This is a genomic window from Algoriphagus sanaruensis, from assembly GCF_001593605.1.
GTDB lineage: Bacteria > Bacteroidota > Bacteroidia > Cytophagales > Cyclobacteriaceae > Algoriphagus > Algoriphagus sanaruensis.
Genome location: NZ_CP012836.1, coordinates 1,075,600 through 1,099,451, shown reverse-complemented (window position 1 = coordinate 1,099,451; position 23,852 = coordinate 1,075,600). Strand labels below are relative to the sequence as shown.

General features: G+C 43.7%; 22 protein-coding genes. 8 read left to right on the top strand and 14 right to left on the bottom strand.

The window, feature by feature from the left end:
- Positions 1–44: 44 nt before the first annotated feature.
- Together porT and ubiE are read right to left on the bottom strand one after the other, a co-directional pair.
- Positions 45–845: a type IX secretion/gliding motility protein PorT/SprT gene (gene porT, locus AO498_RS04910; protein WP_067544372.1), complete on the bottom strand. Its 801-nt coding sequence runs from the start codon at positions 843–845 to the stop codon at positions 45–47.
- Positions 794–1,516 (bottom strand): bifunctional demethylmenaquinone methyltransferase/2-methoxy-6-polyprenyl-1,4-benzoquinol methylase UbiE, encoded by a 723-nt coding sequence (gene ubiE, locus AO498_RS04905; RefSeq protein ID WP_067544370.1) that lies wholly within the window; start codon positions 1,514–1,516, stop codon positions 794–796. Before ubiE ends, porT begins: the two co-directional genes overlap by 52 nt.
- A gap of 121 nt (positions 1,517–1,637) precedes the next feature.
- Here ubiE and yihA point away from each other — a divergent pair, with 121 nt between their 5' ends.
- The 4 genes from yihA to AO498_RS04885 all read left to right on the top strand — a co-directional run bounded on the left by yihA (position 1,638) and on the right by AO498_RS04885 (position 4,477).
- Entirely contained in the window at positions 1,638–2,249 is a 612-nt protein-coding gene (gene yihA, locus AO498_RS04900; protein ID WP_067544368.1) for a ribosome biogenesis GTP-binding protein YihA/YsxC, read from the top strand.
- A gap of 37 nt (positions 2,250–2,286) precedes the next feature.
- Positions 2,287–2,709: a DUF5606 family protein gene (locus AO498_RS04895; RefSeq protein ID WP_067544366.1), complete on the top strand. Its 423-nt coding sequence runs from the start codon at positions 2,287–2,289 to the stop codon at positions 2,707–2,709.
- Between the two features lie 37 nt (positions 2,710–2,746).
- Positions 2,747–3,049, top strand: a complete 303-nt coding sequence (locus AO498_RS04890; protein ID WP_067544365.1) for a hypothetical protein — start codon at positions 2,747–2,749, stop codon at positions 3,047–3,049.
- Positions 3,050–3,349: 300 nt separating this feature from the next.
- Positions 3,350–4,477, top strand: coding sequence for a sugar phosphate isomerase/epimerase family protein (locus tag AO498_RS04885; protein WP_067544363.1), 1,128 nt, complete (start codon positions 3,350–3,352; stop codon positions 4,475–4,477).
- Between the two features lie 38 nt (positions 4,478–4,515).
- On the opposite strand, the gene AO498_RS04880 is transcribed toward AO498_RS04885, so the two are convergent.
- Positions 4,516–5,214, bottom strand: coding sequence for an SDR family oxidoreductase (locus AO498_RS04880; protein WP_067544361.1), 699 nt, complete (start codon positions 5,212–5,214; stop codon positions 4,516–4,518).
- 151 nt (positions 5,215–5,365) lie between these two features.
- Here AO498_RS04880 and AO498_RS04875 point away from each other — a divergent pair, with 151 nt between their 5' ends.
- A complete protein-coding gene (locus AO498_RS04875; protein WP_067544358.1) occupies positions 5,366–6,658 on the top strand; it encodes an amidohydrolase in 1,293 nt (430 codons plus the stop codon).
- Positions 6,659–6,840: 182 nt separating this feature from the next.
- Positions 6,841–8,127 carry an amidohydrolase gene (locus tag AO498_RS04870; RefSeq protein WP_067544356.1) on the top strand — a complete coding sequence of 429 codons (1,287 nt, stop codon included), beginning with the start codon at positions 6,841–6,843 and terminating at the stop codon, positions 8,125–8,127.
- 77 nt (positions 8,128–8,204) lie between these two features.
- Here the strand turns inward: AO498_RS04870 and AO498_RS04865 are convergent, their stop codons facing one another.
- Both AO498_RS04865 and AO498_RS04860 read right to left on the bottom strand, forming a co-directional pair.
- Positions 8,205–9,305 carry a DUF4249 domain-containing protein gene (locus tag AO498_RS04865; protein WP_067544354.1) on the bottom strand — a complete coding sequence of 367 codons (1,101 nt, stop codon included), beginning with the start codon at positions 9,303–9,305 and terminating at the stop codon, positions 8,205–8,207.
- On the bottom strand, positions 9,298–11,721 hold the full coding sequence (locus AO498_RS04860) for a TonB-dependent receptor (protein ID WP_067544353.1): 2,424 nt from the start codon (positions 11,719–11,721) through the stop codon (positions 9,298–9,300). Before AO498_RS04860 ends, AO498_RS04865 begins: the two co-directional genes overlap by 8 nt.
- A gap of 101 nt (positions 11,722–11,822) precedes the next feature.
- Between AO498_RS04860 and AO498_RS04855 the strand changes: the two genes are divergently transcribed.
- The gene (locus AO498_RS04855; protein ID WP_148660188.1) at positions 11,823–12,293 is read left to right on the top strand and encodes a hypothetical protein; all 471 of its coding nucleotides are present in this window, start codon (positions 11,823–11,825) and stop codon (positions 12,291–12,293) included.
- Between the two features lie 41 nt (positions 12,294–12,334).
- Here AO498_RS04855 and AO498_RS04850 read toward each other — a convergent pair whose 3' ends face one another.
- Positions 12,335–13,153 carry a purine-nucleoside phosphorylase gene (locus AO498_RS04850; protein ID WP_067544351.1) on the bottom strand — a complete coding sequence of 273 codons (819 nt, stop codon included), beginning with the start codon at positions 13,151–13,153 and terminating at the stop codon, positions 12,335–12,337.
- 93 nt (positions 13,154–13,246) lie between these two features.
- On the opposite strand from AO498_RS04850, the gene AO498_RS04845 reads away from it, so the two are divergent.
- Positions 13,247–13,771, top strand: a complete 525-nt coding sequence (locus tag AO498_RS04845) for an NADPH-dependent FMN reductase (protein WP_067544349.1) — start codon at positions 13,247–13,249, stop codon at positions 13,769–13,771.
- A 3-nt stretch (positions 13,772–13,774) separates the two neighbouring features.
- Here AO498_RS04845 and ftsZ read toward each other — a convergent pair whose 3' ends face one another.
- From ftsZ to mraY, 8 genes are all read right to left on the bottom strand, one after another.
- The gene (gene ftsZ / locus AO498_RS04840) at positions 13,775–15,400 is read right to left on the bottom strand and encodes a cell division protein FtsZ (RefSeq protein WP_067544346.1); all 1,626 of its coding nucleotides are present in this window, start codon (positions 15,398–15,400) and stop codon (positions 13,775–13,777) included.
- 113 nt (positions 15,401–15,513) lie between these two features.
- Positions 15,514–16,830, bottom strand: a complete 1,317-nt coding sequence (ftsA, locus tag AO498_RS04835) for a cell division protein FtsA (protein ID WP_067544345.1) — start codon at positions 16,828–16,830, stop codon at positions 15,514–15,516.
- A gap of 9 nt (positions 16,831–16,839) precedes the next feature.
- Positions 16,840–17,595: a cell division protein FtsQ/DivIB gene (locus AO498_RS04830; protein ID WP_067544344.1), complete on the bottom strand. Its 756-nt coding sequence runs from the start codon at positions 17,593–17,595 to the stop codon at positions 16,840–16,842.
- On the bottom strand, positions 17,577–18,992 hold the full coding sequence (murC, locus tag AO498_RS04825; protein WP_067544342.1) for a UDP-N-acetylmuramate--L-alanine ligase: 1,416 nt from the start codon (positions 18,990–18,992) through the stop codon (positions 17,577–17,579). The genes AO498_RS04830 and murC overlap by 19 nt, the downstream gene beginning before the upstream one ends.
- A complete protein-coding gene (gene murG / locus AO498_RS04820; RefSeq protein WP_067544339.1) occupies positions 18,989–20,098 on the bottom strand; it encodes an undecaprenyldiphospho-muramoylpentapeptide beta-N-acetylglucosaminyltransferase in 1,110 nt (369 codons plus the stop codon). The genes murC and murG overlap by 4 nt, the downstream gene beginning before the upstream one ends.
- Positions 20,095–21,279 carry an FtsW/RodA/SpoVE family cell cycle protein gene (locus tag AO498_RS04815; protein ID WP_067544337.1) on the bottom strand — a complete coding sequence of 395 codons (1,185 nt, stop codon included), beginning with the start codon at positions 21,277–21,279 and terminating at the stop codon, positions 20,095–20,097. The genes murG and AO498_RS04815 overlap by 4 nt, the downstream gene beginning before the upstream one ends.
- Positions 21,276–22,631, bottom strand: coding sequence for a UDP-N-acetylmuramoyl-L-alanine--D-glutamate ligase (gene murD / locus AO498_RS04810; RefSeq protein WP_067544335.1), 1,356 nt, complete (start codon positions 22,629–22,631; stop codon positions 21,276–21,278). Before murD ends, AO498_RS04815 begins: the two co-directional genes overlap by 4 nt.
- Before the next feature lie 7 nt (positions 22,632–22,638).
- Entirely contained in the window at positions 22,639–23,850 is a 1,212-nt protein-coding gene (gene mraY / locus AO498_RS04805) for a phospho-N-acetylmuramoyl-pentapeptide-transferase (protein WP_067544333.1), read from the bottom strand.
- Positions 23,851–23,852: the final 2 nt, after the last annotated feature.

Below are 23,852 nucleotides of genomic sequence, written 5' to 3'. Positions count from 1 at the left end.
AAGCCTCCAAAAACCCTTCTTTTTTTACGGAATTGATTCCGTATTTATTGGAAGTTAAGGTAAATAGTAATCCCCTTTCGTTTGATGGAAGAAATGTAATTGGAGATGTCTGGATTGGTTTTTTCCGGATAATACAAGTTGTTCAAGCCATGAGAGAATCTAATCTCCGGGGCAAACTTGAAGTACCTAAAATAAATCTCAAAGCCCATTCCCGCTTCCAGCGTAAAATCCTTTCCGGTGGTAACAATCGGATCTAAATTCGCTTCATCTTGGGTCTTTGTCCGAAATTGATAACTCGCTCCTCCCAAGAAATACATTCGCGTGTTATTAAATCGCTGCGAACGATACTTAAACAAAAGCGGAAGTTCTACCATAGTAGCCTCATTGACCACTTCTTCCGTACGATAGCCGAGGTAATTGGCTGAATTGTTATCTGTTCCGGGGACGGTAGTAGCTGTGGCATCTAGGTAATTGATGTCCATCCGGTACTCATAAAACCCAATTTTGGGAGTAAACAGAAAATTCACCTGATCATGAACCCTTAAAATCCCGGTAAATCCCAGGGAAAATCCCGGAGTATATTTGGGATAAATGGAGTATATGCCGTTGGGGTTATTCAAATTCTGATCAAAATATTGATCCGAGTATTTGATTTGGTAGGCCGAGCGATGTACCGCCAAAAAGAACCCATAAGAAATCAGCTTATCGTCCGATCCAGAAGTACTGGTCAATCCAAACATGCCTTGCGCAAATCCACTTCCGGCAAATCCGAAAACGAATAAAAAGAGAAGGGTTACTTGGTTCCTACGTAGATGGAGCTGATTCCAAAAGTGAGTGGCTTGCATAAGGTGCTGTGAAATCCTACTTTTTTCAATACGGCCAGAAAATCCTCTCCGTCAGGGAAAGCTTGTACAGACTCTGGAAGATAAGTATAAGCAGAATTGTCTTTGGATACAATTTTACCGATCTGCGGAAGGACAGTATTGGAATAGAATGAATAGGCTTGTTTCATTGGAAACGCCTTAGGCTTACTAAATTCCAAAATCACAGTCTTACCACCTGGCTTGAGTACCCGATACATATCCGCCAGTCCTTTCTCCAAATTCTCAAAATTTCTGACTCCAAAAGAAACGATCACTGCATCGAACTTATTATCCTCAAACTGCAAACCTTCGGAATCTCCTAGGTGCATTTCGATTTTTTGATCCAAGCCCCGCCTAATCATTTTTTTACGGCCTTCGGACAACATTCCTTCGGAAATGTCCACACCGATGATTTTATCAGGATTCAAGGCCAAAGCCTCAATTGCAAAGTCTCCGGTGCCGGTAGCAATATCCAAAATCAGCTTTGGAGCATCTTTTTTCAGCATTTTGACTGCTTTCTTTCTCCAAATGATATCAATTCCTAAACTGAGCACATGATTCAGCAAGTCATACTTGGGGCTGATATTGTTAAACATTTCAGCTACCTGTGCTTTTTTGGGATCTTGCTTGTCTTTATAGGGTACTACGGACATCGAAAATTTCTTTTGTGGGGCAATATTACTACAGAAACCCAAGGAATTGAAAATTGTTGATGCATTTCAGCGCAAAGGCCTTCCAAAATAAAACCGTACTTTTGAGACCAATTAGAAAGTCATGATCCGAAAAGCAGAATTTGTTGTCAGTAACACCAACCCCGCCAAATGTCCCAAAGCCGACCGGGCAGAAATCGCCTTCATCGGTCGATCCAATGTGGGCAAAAGCTCGCTGATCAATATGCTGACTGGGGTTAAGGAACTTGCTAAAACCTCTCAAAAACCAGGAAAAACCCAATTGATCAATCATTTTATGATCGACAATCGATGGTATATGGTCGATTTACCGGGCTATGGATTTGCTAAAGTGAGCAAAGACAAAAAGGAAAAATGGGAGGTCATGATCAGTGAGTACCTCACCAAAAGAAGTAACCTTTGCGGAGTATTTGTGCTGATCGATAGCCGACTAGAACCTCAAAAAATCGATCTGGAATTCCTGCATTGGTGTGGAGATCAAGGTGTACCGTTTGCGCTGGTATTTACCAAGGCAGACAAACTTTCAAAATCCCAAACAGACAAAAACGTCAAGGGATTTTTAGGTAAAATGGAGGATATTTTTGGAGAAATTCCCGACCATTTTGTCACCTCTTCCGAAAAATCCACCGGCAAGGATGAGCTTACTTCGTTTATTGAGGAGCTGGTCGCCGAATACGAATCAGAGAATACAAATTGATTGATAATTCTATATTTGCAGGCAGAAATCAACGACTATGAATTTTAAAGACATTGCCACAGTGGCTGGAAAGCCGGGATTGTATAAAGTACTTAAGCCAACCCGCTCAGGTGTGATTTTGGAATCTTTGGATGAAAAGAAATCCAAATTAGTAGCAGGGATGTCCATGAGAGTATCCATTTTGAGCGATATTTCAATCTATACCATGACGGAAGAAGGAGCAGAACCTCTTGAGTCGGTCATGAAAAAAATTGAAGCAGAATACCAAGGAGACACGGGTGTAGATTCGAGTGCTTCAGATTCAGAACTGAGAGCTTTTCTGAAATCAGTACTTCCTGATTTTGATGAAGCTCGAGTGTATACTTCTGATATCAAAAAGCTAAACGCTTGGTATCAAATCATCCGAAACGCAGCTCCTGAGGTCCTTCAGGAACAACCAGAAACAGAAAAAGAAGCTTAATTTATGCCCCGGATTTTTCGGGGCTTTTTTTGTCACAATGGCCACTCAACCCTCAGAAATCTACCAGTTAGTCTGTCAAGACTTTTCTCTTCCTGAAGTAAAAGAGGAGTTTTCTGAGGAAAAAGCCGTCCAAATTCTTACCCAAGCGGTCAGTCAACTAATGGATCGAAATTTGGAAAAACTTCTTCAAATCTGTTACAGAATCGATCTTCCGGAACATCGGCTCAAAGAAATCCTTCATTTTTCAAAACCGGAAGAGGTAGCCAAAGATTTGGCGCAAGCGCTTTGGGATCGTCAAAAACTCAAAATTGAAATTCGTAAAAAGTACCAAGACCAATAAGAGTATTCACTCAGGTCAGAAGCTATTTTTTTAGGGTGGATTCCACTTCAAGGAGATCTTCTTTGGAAACTCTCTTTAATTTATTTCTTAAAAACGCTTCTAAAAATTCAATCGATTCGACATCATCGATCTCCAAAACACCTTTGATCAATGCTAATTTTCTGCTTTGTATCGTCGCCTTCGTTCCCTTCATGGGTCAAAGGTAACTCAAATAAATACGGGAACCCATTTTCACCGACCTTATAAAGCTGGTTTTGCAGCTTCTTGGCTTTTTTTAATTTTAGCCAAAACCTTCAATATATGGCAAATCCTATCTGGATCATGACCTCGGCTTTTGATCAGCTCAACCTTGATCAAACTATCGAGAAAGCACTAGAAATTGGTGTTCAGGGCCTTGACCTCTGTGTTTTTCGAAAAGACGGAACGCGAGATGATTTTGTCGCGACCCATTTGGATTACGAGCATTTTGGACCGGACCAAGCCAAAGCTTTGATTGCTCAATTCAATATGGCCAAACTCCGACTTTCTTTAGGAGCTTTTGAAAACTTGATCGGAGGAGATCCGATTCATCGGGTCAAAAATCAAAATCACCTCCTTCGATTGATCCGAATGGCTCATCTTTTGGGTGGAGATGAAAACGATGTCAAAGTCGGAACTTTCGTCGGCTACAATCACGAGCTTGGAAATGAAGAGGGAGGGTTTGAGAAAAACCTACTCGAATACCAACGGATTTTTGGCCCAATCATCCGCTATGCAGCCGATTTGGGAGTAACAGTATTGTATGAAAACTGCCCAATGGAAGGATGGAGAAGCTCAGGATTCACCGGGACATTCAATAACCTGACGGGAGTTCTTGCTGCGCGAAAACTAATGTATGAACTCGTCCCTGAAAAAAACCACGGGGAAATTTATGATCCTTCACATGATGTTTGGCAACATACAGACCCAGTAGAAGTGATCAAACATACCGATATGAGTCGTCTCAAGCGAATCCATGTCAAATCCACTCGAAACAATCCGGATCCTTTTTGGGGAAATATGTATCCCATGCAGCAAATTCGAAAGGAATGGGCAGACAAATTGGGAATTCCTTCGAGTACCAACTCCTGGGATCGGCACCATTACGAAGCGACTCTCCCAGGTTTTGGTTTAGGGGATTCTATGGACTGGAGAGCTTTTGTAAACATTCTCAAAGAAAAGGGCTTTACAGGGCCATTTGAAATTGAGAATGAGGCGGTATTATCCAAACAAACCGGAAAAATGGGTGCGATCGTTCAAGGATGCAAAGCAGCTGTGCAAAACCTGGCTCCTCTACTTTGGGAATTGGGTGATGAGGGTTGGCAATATCCAATAGATGAATACAAACCATTAAAAGAGGTCCAGGTAAGTTCTTCGAAAGAAGTTACAATCGACCAATTATTGGGATAAAAAAAGCTCCGAATCTGAATGGTTCGGAGCTTTTTAGATTATTTTTTGCCTTTCGGACGCAAGGGTCTACACTCTACATCTGCTACAAAATAGTTAGGATGAGTTTCCAAGGTTTGCACAATGGTAGTCGCAACATCCACAGGGCGCATCATATTTTCATGGGCCTGCATCCCGGGGATTTCATCAAAAAAGTGGGTTTGGACTGAGCCTGGATAAATGGTAGACACCTTAATTCCAAAATCTCGAAGCTCCATATACATGGAATGAGAAATTCCTCTTACCGCATGCTTGGTCCCTACGTATCCCGCAAAATTGGCCACCCCATTTAATCCTGCAATCGAGGCCACATTGACGATATGTCCTTCATCGGCAGCTTTCATGGCTGGAATTAATCGCTTACTGACATAAAATATTCCATGAACATTGGTATCAAACATGGACACCCACTCCACTGAGCTCATGGTTTCAAACGGCTTTGCTACGCCAAAACCCGCGTTATTCACCAAAATTCGGATATCATTACCCAGCTTGGAAACAGTTTGCTGAAAAGCCTGCTCTACCTGATCCTCAATCGAAACATCACAAGTAAAAAAATGGAAATTTGGGTATTTCAAATCGGGTGAGGTTCTTCCCCAACCTGCTACTTGTACGCCTTTTTCAAGGAGTAATTTGACGAGTTCAAGTCCAATTCCTTTACTCACTCCTGTCACTACTGCGACTTTATTTTGAAGTTCCATAGTCAATTATGTTTTGTAAGAAAAAGCCATTTGAGTCCAAAAAGTTCTCAACTCAACTTTTTTATTCCAATGGTCAAGGTTTTTAGCCTAGAAGCCTGTTATTTTCAGCCAATCAAACTTTGGCCCACCAATCTATCAACCCAATTTTGAAATGAAAAAACTTATTTTACCCTTACTAATCATCAGCGCAACTGCTTTTGGGCAAACCAAACTTCGTCCAAGTATTGACAAAAAAGCTTCCGAAATCGAGACTAAAGTCATTGAGTGGAGACGAGACATTCATCAAAACCCAGAGCTTGGTAATCAGGAAGTTCGTACCGCAAAGAAAATTGCAGATCACCTTCGCTCATTAGGCATAGAGGTCACTGAAAATGTCGCCGTGACAGGCGTGGTAGGCGTTCTTAAAGGAGGCAAACCAGGTCCAACAGTCGCCTTAAGAGCTGATATGGATGCACTTCCAGTAAGCGAGCGTGTGGATCTTCCATTCAAATCTACTGTAACTGCCACCTACAATGGGCAACAAACCGGTGTGATGCACGCTTGTGGTCATGATACCCACGTGGCGATTTTGATGGGAGTAGCAGAAATCCTGGCTAGCATGAAAGACCAACTTCAAGGAAATGTGAAATTCATCTTCCAGCCTGCTGAAGAAGGAATATACGAGCCTGGCGTAACCTCATGGGGTGCCAAGCAAATGGTCGAGCAAGGCGTGATGAAAGATGTGGATGCAATCTTTGGACTTCATATTTCTTCCCAAACCGAGGTAGGTAAAATCGGCTATCGCTCTGGTCCAGCACAAGCTGCTGTAGATAATTTAGAAATCATTGTTCACGGTACTCAAGCGCATGGTGCTTCTCCGTGGTCAGGTGTCGATCCAGTAGTAACCGCTTCACAAATCTTAACGGGACTCCAGACTATTCTTTCCAGAAGTGTTAACGTGACGCAAAATCCAGCGGTAGTCACAGTGGGTGCTATCCACGGAGGGATCCGTCACAACATTATCCCTGAAAAAGTAGAAATGATCGGAACGATCCGAACTTTCGGAGAGGATCAACAAGATCTTGTTCACCGAAGAATTACTGAAATAGCAACCAATATAGCCGAAAGTGCCGGAGCTAGAGCGGAAGTAAATATCACCAAACTGTACCCTTCCACCGTAAATGATCCCGACCTTACAGCAAAAATGGTATCAACTCTCGAAGCAGCTGCGGGAAAGGAAAATGTACGCGTGAATCCTCCAGTAACCGGAGCCGAAGATTTCAGCTTTTATCAGCGTGAAAAACCAGGATTGTTTATCGGACTTGGTGGTATGAAAAAAGGTGGAGATCCTACCAAAACTCCTTCGCACCATACGCCAGATTTCTACATTGATGAGAGTGGATTTATCTTAGGACTTCGTGTGATGAGCTACTTTGTGGTGGATTTCATGGGAATGCAGAAGTAATTCTGGCAAACCTTAGCCAACCCATTAGGTTTAAAAAATCAATCAAAACCCCTTTCGAGAATATTTCGAAAGGGGTTTTTCGTTTAATACTGCCAGATATAAGGCTCGAAAAGGTTTATCAATTTCAAACGACCATATTCCGGGATGATTTCAGTATTTTTGATTTCACCCAAATAAATACCATGAAAAAATTCATACTCCCACTACTCTGTATCTCCTTCAGTGCTTTAGGCCAATCCAAACTTCGGTCTGAAATAGACAAGCAAGCTCGAGCGGTTGAACCAAAAGTCATCGAATGGAGGAGGGATTTTCATCAGCATCCAGAACTTGGAAATCAAGAAGTACGAACCGCAAAGATAGTTGCTGATCACCTTCGGGCCTTAGGCATGGAAGTCACCGAGCAAGTGGCAGTTACCGGAGTGGTAGGAGTGCTCAAAGGAGGCAAACCTGGACCTATGGTTGCCCTTCGAGCGGATATGGACGCACTTCCTGTTACCGAACGAGTTGATCTTCCTTTTAAATCTACGGTGACGACCACGTTTGCGGGACAGCAAACCGGGGTAATGCATGCCTGTGGACACGATTCCCACACGGCAATTTTAATGGGAGTCGCAGAAGTGATGGCTGCCATGAAAGACCAACTTCAAGGCTCTGTAAAATTCATTTTCCAACCTGCTGAAGAAGGCGTGTCTGATGTGGACATGGCTGGTGCGGAATTGATGGTAAAAGAAGGCGTAATGACTGATGTTGATGCGGTATTTGGCCTTCATATCTGGGCACAAATCGAAGCCGGAAAAATCGGCTACCGACCAGGGCCTACCATGGCTGCAGTCGATATTCTTGGAATTGACGTGCATGGCACGCAATCTCATGGTGCCGCGCCTTGGTCAGGAGTAGATCCTGTGGTCACATCTGCTCAGATCGTAACTGGTTTACAAACTATCCTTTCCAGAAGTGTTAATGTAACTGAAAATCCTGCGGTGGTTTCGGTAGGCGCCATCCACGGTGGGATTCGCCATAATATCATTCCGGAAAAAGTAGAAATGATCGGAACCATCCGAACCTTTGGTGATGAGCAACAAGCCTTGGTACACCGCCGCATCACTCAAATCGCAACCCATATTGCTGAAAGTGCAGGAGCTCGAGCAGATGTGAATATCACTAGACTTTACCCCTCCACAGTCAATGACCCACAATTGACCGCTCAGATGCTTCCAAGCCTAGAATCTGCGGCAGGAAAAGAAAATGTAATCCTGATGGATCCTATGACTGGTTCGGAAGATTTCAGCTTTTTCCAACGCGAAAAACCCGGAGTTTTTGTTTTTCTAGGGGGGATGAAACCCGGTGCTGATCCTCTAAAAACGCCTTCTCATCACACCCCTGACTTTTACTTGGATGAAAGTGGATTTATCCTTGGTGTAAAAGCCTTAAGTTATCTCGTCGTAGATTACATGGGTTCAAAAAAATAATCCCTTAGAATTCTCAAAAAAACAGCCTCGGAATATCAAATTTCGAGGCTGTTTCTTTTTCTGATTCCTGCAATTTTTCACTGATCAAACCACCATTTTGGAGCCGTATTGGTACTATTTGGAAAGACACTGCAACTAAGACAAGTAGGTTCGTATTGGTCTCGTCTCTTGTTTGGAAGATACTCGCAGACCTTTTCCAAAAAGAAGGGAACATCTGCTCGAGTGGTATAAATCCTTGTCATGTTTCCTTTAGCCACTTCGAAAAATCCCAAAACCACTTCTTCAGGATCATTTACATTGTAAAGATTTCCACGAACAGGAGCTGGGGGTGTATCAAAAACTGACCCGGTGTTATTGACCAATGTTCTGATTTTTCCCCAATAGGTAAAGGCCTCTTCGGAAATACTCAGTTGTCTGACATTGAAATAATGACGGCTCAAAAAGGATTGATCCACGAGTCGAACTGCAAGAAGCTGCTCGGCTTCCCCTCCAGGATTGTTGACCAAATCTCCATCGAGCAGGGTGATTCGCTCAGGATCTGGAAAATCAAATACATAGCATTGCGGAGGTGGAATATTGAATGGATTTGGGAAAAAGGTCAAATCCCAATAGTAAGCTTCGTCAACCGACCATCTCAAATAGTAATTTCCGTTGGCCTCGGGTAGGGTGACTTGAGATCGGATTTTCACCACATTTACCTCTGGGTTGGTCCCTACTTGATCCTGGTCAAATTCGTAACTCAGTAAATCGGAACCAATAATCTCAGGCATAACTTGAGGCCTCGAGCGATACGTCTGACCTGCTATTTCAATTTGAAGGAAATAGGATTCTCCTGGAGAAAAGAGATTTCCCTCTGCCAATTCGTAACGACCCGCTAAGGTTTCCCTGAAGAAATAAGCAGCTCCATTCTGCTCATTCCGAACGGAAACTGTGGCATTTCTAACCGGACGAGGAAGATCATTTAAGGTAAAATATCCTCCTGAAAACTCCGGTTCGCGGGCTTCAGATGTCGTCACTGAAAGGAAGACCACCTGAGGCTCATCCAAATCAGAAATCCCTCCTGACACAATCAGACGCTCTTTTTCCAACTTATCGATCGGAAAGGAGATTTGCTCCACGCAGGAAGCGGCCAGGAGCATCACCAAGAGAAAGCAGGTTTTGGCCAGTCGATTAATCATGATCACCTCCCCATGAAATGCTGTAAGTAATAGAAGGGAAAACTGCTCCCAAAATTGCCAAACGATACGGCCGTAGCTGTTTGGAATCTCCGTCTTTCTGCCAGAATACGGAATAGGCATTTTTTCTACCCAAAAGATTGTAAATACTAAAGTTCAAACTATCACCCTTTTTGGAAAACACTTTCTCCACGGTGTACGACAAATCCAATCTGAAATAATCAGGAATCCGATATTGATTCCGATCGCTGTAGTCCGGGACAACCAAGCCTCCATTGAGGACATAGGAAGCATTGACTGCATTGACAGGTCGGCCTGTGGCATAATTGACGGAGAAATTAAACAAGCCTCGGGGATACATCTTTCGACTTAGGATAAAATTGACTTCATGAGGCTTGTCATAATTGGAGGGATACCATTCGTTTCGGTTGATTTGCTCCTCTGGAAAAAGTCCCTGAGACTGAAACAAGGAACGGGAATAGGTATAAGCAAGCCATCCCGTCACCACACCGAGGTTCTTTTTGATCAACATTTCTGCGCCATAGGCTTTCCCCTTTCCAAAAACCAGTTCAGTCTCCAAATGTGGGTTTAGAAATATTTGGGCAAAATCCCGGTATTCTACCTGATTCTCGATTCGTCTGAAAAACGCATCCAGAGAAAACTCCCAGGTATTATCCTTTGAATTTTTGAAAAATCCAGCTGAGAAATTATCAGATCGCTGAGGCTGAATATACCGGGTGCTTAACTGCCAAAGGTCGATTGGAGTGGGCCCAAAGGTGTTGGAAATAGACTGAATGTATTGATAAAGTCTGGCATAACTCAGCTTCAGGGAAAGCTGCTCGCTCAAATTATGTCGAAGAGAAAATCGAGGCTCCCAACCGGAGTAAGACGTAATTTTCCCGGAAGGAAAAACCTCCTGACCGGAAATTGAAATTTCTCGAATTGGCTGTCCGGCAAAATAGGTGTAGACCGTATCTGGTCCCTGTTGGCTGTACATGCTTCTTCGCAATCCTGCAACAAAACCCGTATTTTCTCCTAATTCATAATCCAAAGTCAGAAATCCTGAAACTTCAACTCCAAGTTCTTTGGAGACTTGCTCAGGAACCACTTGAACCTCTGGTAAATAAGTCGAACGTTGCTCTGGCCTCCCGGCATAGCGAATGGCTTCCGCTCCGGCCGTTAGGGCAAATTTTTCTCCTGCCCATGTTGCGGATAATTTTCCCTGCTGGTACCGAATCCCATTGGTAAGCTGTGCTGCATCTACCCCAGCAGGATCAAAAAATGTGGATGTAAAATCTCCATCTGCAATCAATCCTGTAACTGAAATCTGCTCACCAATCAGCCCTTTGTATCTCAAGGAGCTCACTCTTGTCTGCCAATCATATCCAAATTGGTCAGCAAATCGAAATTCATCACCAGTCATCAAGGTATTTAACTCCAACTGATGCCCTGGCTTGAGTTGCCACTGAATGGCTCCATAGCCATCGTAAAAATTAAGCTTGCTGTTTTGAATATCTTGATTTCTAGCCTGATTGAGCAACCAGTTTACATTGGACATTCTCCCTCCCAAAATCAAAGAGACTTTCTCTTTGGCCAAAGGTCCTTCGACTAAAATTTTACCATTGGAAGTCCCGATACCAAAGCTCCCTCTCCAACTTTCTCGATTCCCGGGACGCATCAAAATATTCAAGGCAGAACCTGCTCTTCCTCCAAAATTGGCAGGGAGATTCCCTTTGTACAACGTAAAATTCTCAGTGACATCGGTATTAAACGCCGACAAAAACCCCAAGGCATGATTAGAACTTAGCACTAAGGCTTCGTTCATCAACAGTAAATTTTGATCGGTTTTGGCTCCACGCACATTGATTCCTGAGGTTCCTTCTCCTACAGAAGAAACTCCCGGGAGCAATTGAAGTCCTTTAAAAATATCTGCCTCCCCAAGAAATGCCGGAATAGCTTTTAGTTCTCGAGTGGTCAATTTAGCGACACCTGAAATTGGATTTCGAACATTTCGATCAGGCTCATCCGACATCACGACCACTCCTTCCAACTCAAAATTCTTCTCCTTCATTTCCAAGTTGATCACCCCGTTTTCGTAGAGATAGACCTGTGTGAAAATGGGGATATAAGAAATATGTCTAAAGGTAACGCGATGGTAGCCTGGCGTGATTGATATGAAGTAGGTGCCGAATTTGTCCGTAGTAATGCCAGAATACAGTCCATCTACATGCACACCCACACCTTGAAGTCCTTCTTTAGCCCCCTCCACTTGAATCTTTCCAGTCAGAATAAAAGTGCCAGATTTTGGGATATTGGCTTCTTTTCCAAAGATGTAGGTCAGGGAATCCGTTTGTGCATAGACTCTCTGTCCAAACAAAAGGGAAAAGAGAAATAGAAGTCTAAAAACTTTCGAAATCATAGGAGCAAAAAAGGCAATTTTATTGAAATTTTGTGGTTGAATTATCCAAACGGTTTAGGAAAAGCATCGTTAATCTCAATCGGAAGAAACTGGAAAAACTCATGGCAAGAATAATCCTACTATCGGCCCTTGTATTTCTTTTCTTTGCCGGGTGCAAAGAGGAAGAACAACCTCAGGTAGATGCGTTCATTTTTGGAAGATGGAATCTTCTTTGCGAAGGTAATTGTATTCAAATTTATAAATACGACCAAGGTAAACTCTACATCGATAATATGCGGTCGTTTCGGGAGGCTCCAGTGATTACCTACAAAACTACTCCTCTCGATAATAGCAGTGCTACAAAAGCCGCAAACTTGAGAACAGCTCTTCCAGAGGCTTACCTTTTCCCTCGCGCGCTTCAATTTATAGCTTGTGCAGGATGCGAAGAGGAAGGGGGCTATTATGTCGCCTTGGAAAATAAGGACGGAATCGCTTGGTGGCAAATCGGAAAAGTGCCAGAAACTTGGCCAGAAGAGATCAAGCCTTTTATGAACTTACTCGTCCAAACCATCGACGAACTTCCTCAAGAATAAAACAGAGAGGCCGGAATCCTGAAATTCCGGCCTCTCTGTTTTTACATATTTGTTACCAACTCCCTCATGACTAGACTCATGACGGGTTCGGCCTTTCCGGCGGCGGCAATTACATCAGCGAGTGAAACTTCATGAATTTTTCCCTCCACACCCAAATCAGTAATCGCGGAAATTCCAAATACTTCCATCCCCATATGTCTTGCCACTAGGACTTCCGGTACTGTGCTCATCCCTACGGCATCTCCACCAATGATTCGTAAGTATTTGTATTCAGCAGGTGTTTCGAGATTTGGGCCTTCCACACCACAATACACGCCTGTATGTAACTTGACACCATTCTCTTTCCCGATTTGAAGTGCCAGTTCAATTAGTCGTTTGGAATAGGCTTGACTCATATCGGGAAATCTAGGTCCGAGCTCCTCATAATTTTTCCCACGAAGGGGGTTTTCAGAGAATAGGTTAATGTGATCACTGATGATCATCACATCGCCCACTTCCTGATTCGGATTCAAACCTCCTGAAGCATTCGAAACCAACAGCGTTTTTACACCGAGGTATTTCATCACCCGAACGGGGAAGGTTACTTCCTTCATGGCATACCCCTCATAGTAGTGAAATCTACCTTTCATTGCTACAACAGGTTTACCAGAAATAGTCCCGAAGAGCAATTTTCCAGAATGACTTTCTACAGTAGAAATCGGAAAATGAGGAATATCCTCATAGTTAATTTCACATTCCACATCGATTTGATTTCCGAGGCTTCCGAGTCCAGTTCCCAGAATGACTCCCAAATCTACAGACTTGGAAAAACGAGATTGAATAAATGAAACAGCTTCTTGAATTTGATTGAGGTAGTCCATAGGGTCATCTTTGAGTAGACAAAGATAGAATTTTGGCTTAGGCTGAGAACTTTTACCCCGGTTTGCTTGTATAGTAGCCAGAAAATTCTCCCTATGATTAAGCTAATTGTCGGAACCAACCGAAAAAACTCTGTATCGAAAGTCATCGCAGAACTTTATCAATCTATCCTTCTGGAAAAAGGTGCCGCATCTGAAATTCTGGAGTTAGAACATTTGCCTGCAGATTTCAGCTTTTCGGCACTTTATGAGAATAACGGAAAAAATGAAGGGTATAATGCCTTTCATGAACGGGTCAAATCCGGTCAGAAGTATGTCTTTATTGTTCCTGAATACAATGGATCATTTCCTGGAATTTTAAAAACCTTTATCGATGGGATGACCTATCCCAATACTTTCAGGAATAAAAAATGTGCGTTAGTAGGAATTTCATCTGGAATAGGCGGGGGTGGCATCGCTTTGAGCCACCTCACCGACATCTTCCATTATTTGGGAATGCACGTTCTAGCTCTCAAGCCTAAGCTTGCTAAAATCGAGCAAAATATGTCAGATAACCTGCTCACCAACAGGCTGTATATCGAACTGCTGCATACCCAAGCAGACATGCTGCTAGAGTTTTAAGCCTCAGTCCACGTTATCGTGCAGGAATCTGTTATTGCCTAAAATCTCGTTTTCTTCATTCAAATTGAATTTACTGATTGGAGACTCAGAGCTATGCTCAGGCTCATTCAGAATTACATTCTTTCGCTGATAAGCAGGGACAGCCATTTTCTCCTTCATTTCTTCTGGAGTAGTATTGAATGCTCTGCTTGTCTTTAGCTTTTCAAATCGCTCATGGGCGCGTTGAATAGCCTTCTGCTTCATTTGCTCATAATAATCATTGGCAAACAATGGAGGTGCTGGTTGAGATTCAGCAGGTACCTTTTCAGCAGGCTTTTCTGTTTCTTCGAAAAGATTATGAACAATCTTTTCTGGCTCAGAAGCTGGTTTTACTTCAGGAGCTTCGTCGAAAATCGGCTTTACAAAAAAGGTCGCCTCTTCTTTTTCTTCTTCATTGACCACTGGTGGCTGAGGAGCTGCTAGTGGAGATTTTGGGATAGAAAAGGTAAAGGTTGATCCGCCAGAGATCGGCTCTTCTTTCACTTGCTGAGATTTCCCAGAGTCAAGATTGATCACGGTTTTAACTACTTCAGGATTAGATACTGGTGTATTTGCAACAGGTGCAAATGCACTCACGGGAGTGGAAGCCTCTGTTCTTTTTACTGCTTTATCAGAAAGCTTATCCATTTCAAAGCCGGTTGCGATTACCGTTACGCGGATAGCCTTGCCTAATTCTGGATCAATGCCCTGACCGAAGATTACCTCTGCGTTGTCACCCGCTTTTTCTTGGATGTACTCAGTGATTTCACTCAATTCGTCCATAGAAAGCTCTTCTTCCTCACCAGACATGATCGAAAGGAGAATTTTCTGAGCGCCTTTGATATCCACATTGTTAAGCAATGGAGATGAAATTGCCGCACCAGCAGCACGGATTGCTCGACCTTCTCCCTCCTCAGTTGCAGAACCCATCACAGCAGCACCTGCATCTTTCATCACGGTCTTAACGTCTTCAAAGTCAACGTTTACATCTTGATGAATGGTAATGATCTCAGCAATCGACTTAGCCGCAGTAGTCAAAATATCATCAGCCTTGCTAAATGCCGTTCGGATGGCCAAGTTGCCATAGATCTCTCTCAATTTGTCGTTAAGAATCACCAAAACGGTGTCGCAGTTTTCTCTCAAGGATTCAATCCCTGCCTGAGCAACTGCCATTTTTTTCTTGCCTTCAAACATAAATGGAGCGGTCACGATGCCTACCGTTAGGATGTTGAGTTCTTTGGCAATTTTTGCTACGATAGGCGCAGCACCAGTACCGGTACCACCACCCATTCCAGCGGTGATAAATACCATTTTGGTATTATCAGCAAGAAGCTCTCTGATTTCTTCATGAGACTCCAAGGCTGCATTTCTACCTTGTTCAGGATTTGCTCCTGCGCCAAGACCTTCGGTAAGGTTAGCTCCTAATTGCAAACGCAAAGGCACAGGAGAAGACTTCAAAGCCTGTGCATCTGTGTTGACCACCACAAACTCGACATCTTTGATGCCTTGATTGTACATGTGGTTTACGGCATTGCTGCCACCTCCGCCCACGCCAATCACCTTGATAATCGACTTTTGGTTTTTTGGGAGATCAAATCTGTAATCTTTCATGTTATCTGACATATTTTATGGTTTGGTGAAATTTTTCTTGGTTGTTTAAGTGGGAAATGGGTAGGGAAATAATCCGCAAGGCCGATTATCTCCCTCAATCATAAGCCCTAGTTTTATTTGTAATTATCATCTTCTCCGATGTCGGCATTGATGAATGTTTTCATTCGATCTGTAATCGCCTTAAAGAAATTATTGGCGATGATGTCCCGATTTTGCATGTTTTTCGGTTTGTGACCCGTATTCGCTTTGCGCTTGAGATAAGCATCTTCGCGATTATCTAGGGATTTAAAACCTGCCAACACAAGCCCAACGGTAGTGGCATACATAGGGCTTTTGACCTCCTCCACTACAGATTTACCCAAATGCTCATTTGGGAATCCAATGCGGGTATCAAGCCCGGTCATGTACTCAAAAAGCTGAGAAACAAACTGCAACTGTGAACCTCCTCCGGTCAGTACGATCCCGCCGGCTAGCTTTTTATAATAGCCACTTTGCATGATCTCATTTTGGACGATTTCGATGATTTCCTCCATTCGAGCCTGAATGATATTAGCCAAGTTGCGAAGGGAAATTTCTTTTGGTGGACGACCTTTCAATCCTGGTATTGATACGATCTCGTTCGGATTAGCTTCTTCTGCAATGGCTTTGCCAAATCGAGTTTTAAGTAATTCAGCTTGGTTTTGCATCAGCATGCATCCCTCCTTGATATCTGAGGTGATGATGTTGCCGCCCAATGGAATAACCGCGGTATGACGGATGATATTTTCGTAAAAAATGGCAATATCCGTAGTACCTCCTCCGATGTCTACCAGACAAACCCCTGCCTCTTTTTCCTCATCGCTGAGCACAGAAAGGGAACTTGCAAGCGGCTCTAGAATCAATTGCTTGGAAGTCAAATTGGCTCGCTTGACACATTTGTTGATGTTTTGGATAGCAGTCGTCTGAGCTGTGATGATATGGAAATCAGCCTCTAGACGGGTTCCTGCCATTCCGACTGGATCCTTGATTCCACCTTCATAATCCACCGTATAATCCTGGGGCATGACGTGAATAATACTGTTGCCTGGTGGTACTACAATATTGTGCATATCAGCTGTCAGTCGCTGTACATCCTCAATGGTGATTTCATCTTCGGTGGGCTGACGCATGATACTTCCATGCATGATTTTACTTTGGATATGCTGACCTGCTATCCCTACAATAACTTCGGCAATATCCACCTCAGCCATGTTTGCACAGTCTTCCACGGCTTTCTCGATCGCGTGTACTGTTTTTTCAATATTGGTCACGATGCCACGGTCCACCCCATCGGAAACAGCCTTGCCCATTCCAAGGACCTCAAGCTTTCCAAATTCATTCTTTCGTCCAATGATGGCGCAGATCTTTGTTGTTCCGATGTCCAGACCTACAATTAGTTTGTCATTTTCCATATCCAAGCTTTATTCACAAACAATTTGATTCTTAAACTTTACACTGATTCGCTGGTATGCATTCCAGCCTTTTCGGGGCAAAATCTCCCGATACAAAATTTCGATTCGTTTAAACTTGCTTTCAAAATCTTGCGCATCTCCAAACTCGATTACCTGACCTCCAACTTGCTGATGAAGTCGGATATCATCTGGTCTTGAAATTTCCAAGGCAGTAATCTGCGAGTTCCAAAACTCATCTCCCGTGATGTACTGCACCAAAGGGAATAAGTCAGGCATTTGACTGAGATCTCCCTCATCCAACATTCGATCCATGTAGTCTCCTTGCAGGATCAATACCCGACTGGTATAGGTTGGAGAAGTTGGAATAATCAATCCTTCCGTGGTGATGTAACCATCTGCCTTGGTGGGTCTTGCAATTCTAGCAATGGGCTCATGTTGCTTCACCGAGATTTTGACTATCCCTTTTTGTTCCAAAGTGGCCTGAGCTTCCTTGATAAAAGGATGGCCTAGAAGTCGCTTCTCCAACGCTGCCAAAGGCACATCAGCAATTGCCAATCCGGGATTGAGGTCTGGAAAATCTGTATGAATGACTTTAAGAATTTCCTTTTCCTCTACGAAATACAAACCACTCACCGCCTCCAAATCAATCTCCAACTGCTGAAATGTCTTTTCTTGGGTCTTTTTTTCGACAAAGCCGATAAAACCCAACAAGACCAAGCAAAGGGTCATAAATCCGAGTATCCTTTTTAGTCTTCTTCGATCCATGCCTGATTGATTTGAGCTTTAGTCCATGCTGCAATACCCGGTACTAGCCGGTCAATATCCCCTGCTCCCATGGTCACTAAGACTTCTGGTTTGGAGTCCTTCAGGTAGTCCATTACCTGCCCTTTTGTAATCAATATCTTTTTGGAGGCCTGAATGCCTTCCAATAACATTTCTGAACTTACCCCTAGGATTGGAAGCTCTCGCGCTGGATAAATATCAAGCAGAGCAACTTCGTCTGCGAGTGAGAGGCTTTCTGAAAATCCTTCCGCAAAATCCCGGGTACGCGTAAATAGGTGAGGCTGGAAAATCACCGTCATCCTTTGGGTAGGATACATCGCTCGCACAGAACTCAAGCAAGCTTTAATCTCTTCCGGATGATGGGCATAGTCGTCTATATAGACATGTCCAGGCTCAGATGAATGGATTTCAAATCTTCGCTTCACCCCTCTAAAGGATCGAATCCCTTCTCGAATCTGTGCTTCTGACAATCCGTGGTCCACAGCAATCGCAATCGCTGCTAAGGCATTTTCCACATTATGGAATCCAGGGATTTGAAGCTCAAGACCTTTGATCTGGGCCTTGATACCTACATAATCAAATTGAAATGAACCCGGTCGGGCAATGATATTTTCAGCATGGATTCCATTCGAACGAAGACCGTATTCTCGAATGCCAGCTTGAGTTCCAAGCTGCTCGCCCAAACGGTACCAGGCATGGGTCTGGAGGTAAAGCTTCCCTTTTTTATCTACCAACCGGATAAATTCTCGGAATCCTTCCAAAATGGTGGATTCATCCCCATAGATATCCAGGTGGTCTGGATCTGCACTGGTTAAGACGGCTTCATTAGGATGAAGTCTCAAAAACGACCGATCAAATTCATCTGCTTCCACCACCAAAATCGGCTCCTCTTTCGTCTTACCAGGAAGAAGCAAATTGCTTTGGTAGTTTTGAGTAATACCGCCCAAAAACGCAACGACCGGTTTGCCCGCTGATTTCAATAAGTGCGCAACTAGGGAAGAGGTGCTCGTTTTTCCATGTGTACCAGCAACAGCAATCGTATAGAGGTCTTTGGTGATCATCCCAAGTACCTCAGACCGCTTTTTAAGCGTGTAGTGTGACTGGAAGAAATTGAGTAAAACACTGTCTTTTGGAATGGCAGGAGTCCATACCACAAGCACTTCCTGAGGATCAGGAGTAAAACTTGCCGGTATACTGTCCACCTTATCCTCAAAGGTGATCTCCATTCCCTCTTTTTCCAGTTCATCGGTCAGAGGTGAAGGGGTCTTGTCATAGCCGGCTACTTCAAACCCAGCATGAGAAAACCAGCGAGCCAAGGCACTCATGCCTATGCCGCCGATGCCGAGAAAAAAGACCTTATGTATCCCTTTAAATGTCATCTGACCAACTTTTCTAATTCATTAATGATTGACTCGGTAGCTTCAGGTTTTGCCAAAGCCCGCATATTTTGTCCCAATTGGGTGGATCTTGATTCATCTTTCATTAGGTCATTGACCATCTCTCTCAGCCTTCCAACAGCTTCGGAATCTTTCAGCAACACAGCTGCTTGACGATTCACAAATGCCATCGCATTTTTGGTTTGGTGATCCTCTGCCACATTAGGAGAAGGAATAAAAATGACTGGCTTGCCCACCAAACTGAGTTCTGAGACTGAAAGCGCTCCAGCCCTAGATACAATCAAATCCGCCGCAGCATAGGCTAAGTCCATTTCCCGGATAAATTCCCGAAGGTGAATGTGTTTCAAGCCACTTTCAGCAAGCTTTTCTGACATCTCCTTGAAATAAAACTTTCCACTTTGCCATAAAACCTGATATCCGTCCTTTTCAAGGATTGCCATATCTTGGAGCATTGCCTGATTCAAGGTTCGAGCTCCTAAGGAACCTCCCAAAATGAGGATAACCGGTTTCTCCGTATTTAATCCGAAATGCTCAAGGGCCTTATCTTTCTTATCCTTGAGGTCAAGAATATCCTTCCTTACCGGGTTTCCTGTCAGGTGAATTTTTTCTGATGGGAAAAACTGCTCCATTTCAGGGTAAGCCACACAAATGGTGTTGGCTCTTTTCGCTAACAGTTTATTGGTTAATCCTGCATAGGAATTTTGCTCCTGCACCAAGGTTGGAATCCCCTTTCGCTGGGCAGCAAACAATACCGGACCGCTGGCATAACCACCTACACCTACCACTGCATCAGGTTGAAAATCCTTCACGATTTGGGAAGCCATTTTCAAACTTTTCAACAACTTGATCGGAAAGCTAAGGTTCGCTAGGGAGAGGCTTCGTTTGAGTCCAGCTACAGGAAGCCCTTTGATTGGATAGCCTGCTTCGGGCACTTTTTGCATTTCCATTTTGCCTTGAGCACCGACAAATAAAATCTCACTACCCGGATGTCTTTCCTTCCAGGCATTAGCGATGGCGATGGCTGGATAGATATGTCCTCCAGTTCCTCCTCCGCTGATGAGAATTCGATATGTAGGTTGAGTACTCATGCAGTTCGAAGTCGATTACCTACCCGTTGAGTTTCTACTTGACTCGCAGCAGCCTCATCTTGATGATCTCCGCGACTTACACTAAGAATGATTCCCAAAGCTGTTCCGGTAAAGACTAAGGATGTCCCTCCCATACTGAGTAGCGGAAGCGGAAGACCGGTAATTGGTCCTAGCCCTACGGCCACTGCCATGTTGACCAAAGCTTGGATCACCAGGGCAAAGCTTAGCCCAGCGCTGAGTAAGCCTCCAAATGCCTTATTGGAATTAGCGACAATTCGCATCCCTCGGTAAAGCAAGGCGAGGTAGAGGAAGAGAACACTGGCTCCTCCAACCAATCCATATTCTTCGATAATGATCGAAAAGATGAAATCAGAATAGGGGTGTGGCAGCGAATTTCGTTGCTCACTATTTCCAGGACCCTTGCCGGTGATACCACCTGTGGCAATTGCGATAAAGGATTGCTCGGCTTGGAAAGGAATTTTCGTGTCATCCTCCTTGGACTCCATGAAAGCAGTGATTCGGGTGATAAAGGTTTTTCCTCGCTGACCTGTAAATCCTGCGATCGTCAATCCCAAAATCCCAACGACCACCACAAGCATCAAATACTTCATCGGTACTCTTCCGATAAACATGATCAACAAGCAAGTCAAAAGAAGCAGGATCGCAGTGGACATATTGGCCAATGCAATCAATCCGCAAATCACACCGATGGATAAAATGATAGGCATAAACGTGCCCAAAAAGTCCTTGATATTGTTTTGTCTCTTCGCGAGCATAGCCGCCAATGCTGCAATCAAGGAAAGCTTCGCCAAGTCGGAAGGTTGAAAAGCTTGATTGATTACCGGGATGGTAATCCAACGGTTGGCTTCATTGATGTTGGATCCAAAGAAATAGGTAAATGCCAAGAGCGGAATAGACAAATACATGAACAACCGGGCATACAAGGCATATTTTCGGTAAGGCATTTTATGTGCCAGCCACATCACAAAAAGAGACAGGAACACCAAGAAGGAATGTCTGAAGAGATACGCTTCCGTATTTCCTCCGGCAGTTTTATAAGCCAAAGTTCCGGTGGCAGAATAAACCACCAAGATGCTGAATAAAGACAGCAAGATCACGATGGCCCAAATGATCGGGTCACCTTTGAAATGCTCATCTATCCATGCCTTTAGCGTATTCATGCTTCTTGCTTTTGGTTTAATCCTAAGACTGCAGTGCGAAACTGCTCGCCTCTGTCTTCATAATTTTTGAATAAATCGAAACTTGCACAGGCTGGAGATAGCAAGACTACCTCTCCTGGTTGACCAAGCTCTTGCCCCCAGCGAACTGCCTCACGGATATCTTCTGTTTCTCGGATTTCGGCAATTACTCCCGCGAAAGCCTTTTTCAACTTTTCGTTGTCTTTTCCCAGACAAATCAAGGCCTTTACTTTTCCTTGATTGACTAAAGGGATGAGAACTGAATAGTCATTTCCTTTATCTACACCGCCTGCAATCCACACCATTGGTCGAGAATAGCTGCCCAAAGCGTAGAAAGTAGACTCGACGTTGGTTCCTTTGGAATCATTGACAAAATCCACCCCATCAACTTCTCGAATTAGCTCCATGCGATGTGGGGCATTTTTGAAGGATTTGAATCCTGACAAAAGTTGAGATTCATTGACGCCTGCCATCAATGCGGCTGTACCTGCAAAAAGGGCGTTTAGCACATTGTGTTTCCCTTGAATGGACAGTTCACTGACCGGAATTTTGGCTTGGATATCTCCAACAGAAAAATCGAGATTGGTTAAATCCGAGTAGCCTCCTTTGATTTGAGCACTTTCTAAAGAAATCCAATAGGATTCTGCTCGGTGCTTTTTGAGAGTTAATCCACGTTGAGTCATCGGGTCCTCCTTGTAGAAAATTGCTTTTCCGCGAGGATTCATCATTTTGAAGAGACTCATTTTGGATCGGATATAGTTATCCATTTTGTATTCATATCTATCCAAGTGGTCTGGAGTGATATTGGTCAACATCCCGATGTAAGGATGGAAGCATTCAAATCCATCGATCTGAAAGCTAGATACCTCGATAACCCACCAATCATGATCTTTTTCGATCAATTGACTTGCCCAGCTTTTACCCACATTCCCAGCAAGTCCAACATCCATTCCAGCCTCTTTGAGCAAATGGTAGGTGAGCAACGTGGTGGTAGTTTTACCATTGGTGCCAGTGATGGCGATGACTTTACCCGCACTATACCGTGAAGCAAACTCCAATTCATCAATAACCGGAATTCCTTCTTCATGCGCCTTTTTGATCAAAGGGGCTTTGTCCGGAATACCTGGGCTTTTGATGATTAAATCACAAGCAAGGATTCTTTCTTCATCATGTTTACCTTCCTCAAAACCAATTCCGGCATTATTCAAGGCTTCTTTTCTCAAAGCTGAGATTTGCCCAGAATCAGAAACCCAAACCCCATAGCCTTCCCGCTTGGCAAGCAATGCTGCTCCCAATCCACTTTCTCCGGCTCCAAGGATGGCAATCTGTTTCATTTTTGGTTTATCTCAGTTTTAAGGTGGCTAAAGTGATTACCGCCAATAGGATTCCTACAATCCAAAATCGGGTTACGATCTTGGCCTCATGAATTCCTTTTTTCTGGTAATGGTGATGAAGTGGAGACATGAGAAATACTCTTCGTCCTTCTCCATATTTCCGTTTGGTGTATTTGAAATAGCTGACTTGAATCATGACGCTGAGATTTTCGATCAAGAAAATCCCACACATGACTGGAATGAGTAGTTCCTTGCGAAGTGTAAGTGCCAATACGGCGATCACTCCTCCCAGCATCAATGACCCGGTATCTCCCATAAACACCTGGGCCGGGTAAGCATTGTACCAGAGGAATCCAATACATGCTCCGATAAATGCAGAGGCAAAAATTACCAGCTCCCCAGAATTTGGGATATACATTATGTTTAGGTATTGTGAGAAAATGGCATTGCCACTGAGGTAAGCAAAAATCGCAATCGTTAGTCCAATAATGGCTGACGTACCAGCAGCAAGTCCATCAATTCCATCGGTGATATTTGCGCCATTTGACACGGCAGTTATGATGAAAATCACCACCAAGATGTAGAGCACAGGTGTCATAGAGTCTCCCAAAAAGCCTAGGAGATTTTCATAATTGAGCTCATTGTTTTTCAGGAAAGGAATCGTCGTCTTCAATGCCTTCACATCTTGGAAAGCAGGGGTTTCCACAACACCACTTTCCACCGAAACTGGCGTGGAAAATTCGCGAACAACAACATCATCATGGAAATAGAGCGTGGTTCCAACAATAACCCCGATTCCGATTTGTCCAACAATCTTGAATCTACCTTTGAGTCCTTCTTTATTTTTTCGGAATACCTTGATGTAATCATCCAAGAACCCAATCAGGCCAAGCCATATGGTAGAGACCAAAAGGAGAATGATGTAGATGTTATTCAGATTGGCGAAAAGAAGGGTCGGAACCAAAATCGCAGCGATCATCATGAGTCCCCCCATAGTAGGAGTGCCCTTTTTCTGTGCTTGACCTTCCAGACCTAAATCACGGACTGTCTCACCGATTTGACGATTGCGAATCCAGTTAATGATTCGGTGTCCAAAGGTGATCGTAATGATGAGCGAAAGGACGGCCGCCATCCCAGCTCGGAACGAGATGTAACGGAACACCCCAGTTCCAGGGATATCCATTACGCGATCTAGGTAGTCAAAAATGGGATATAGCATAG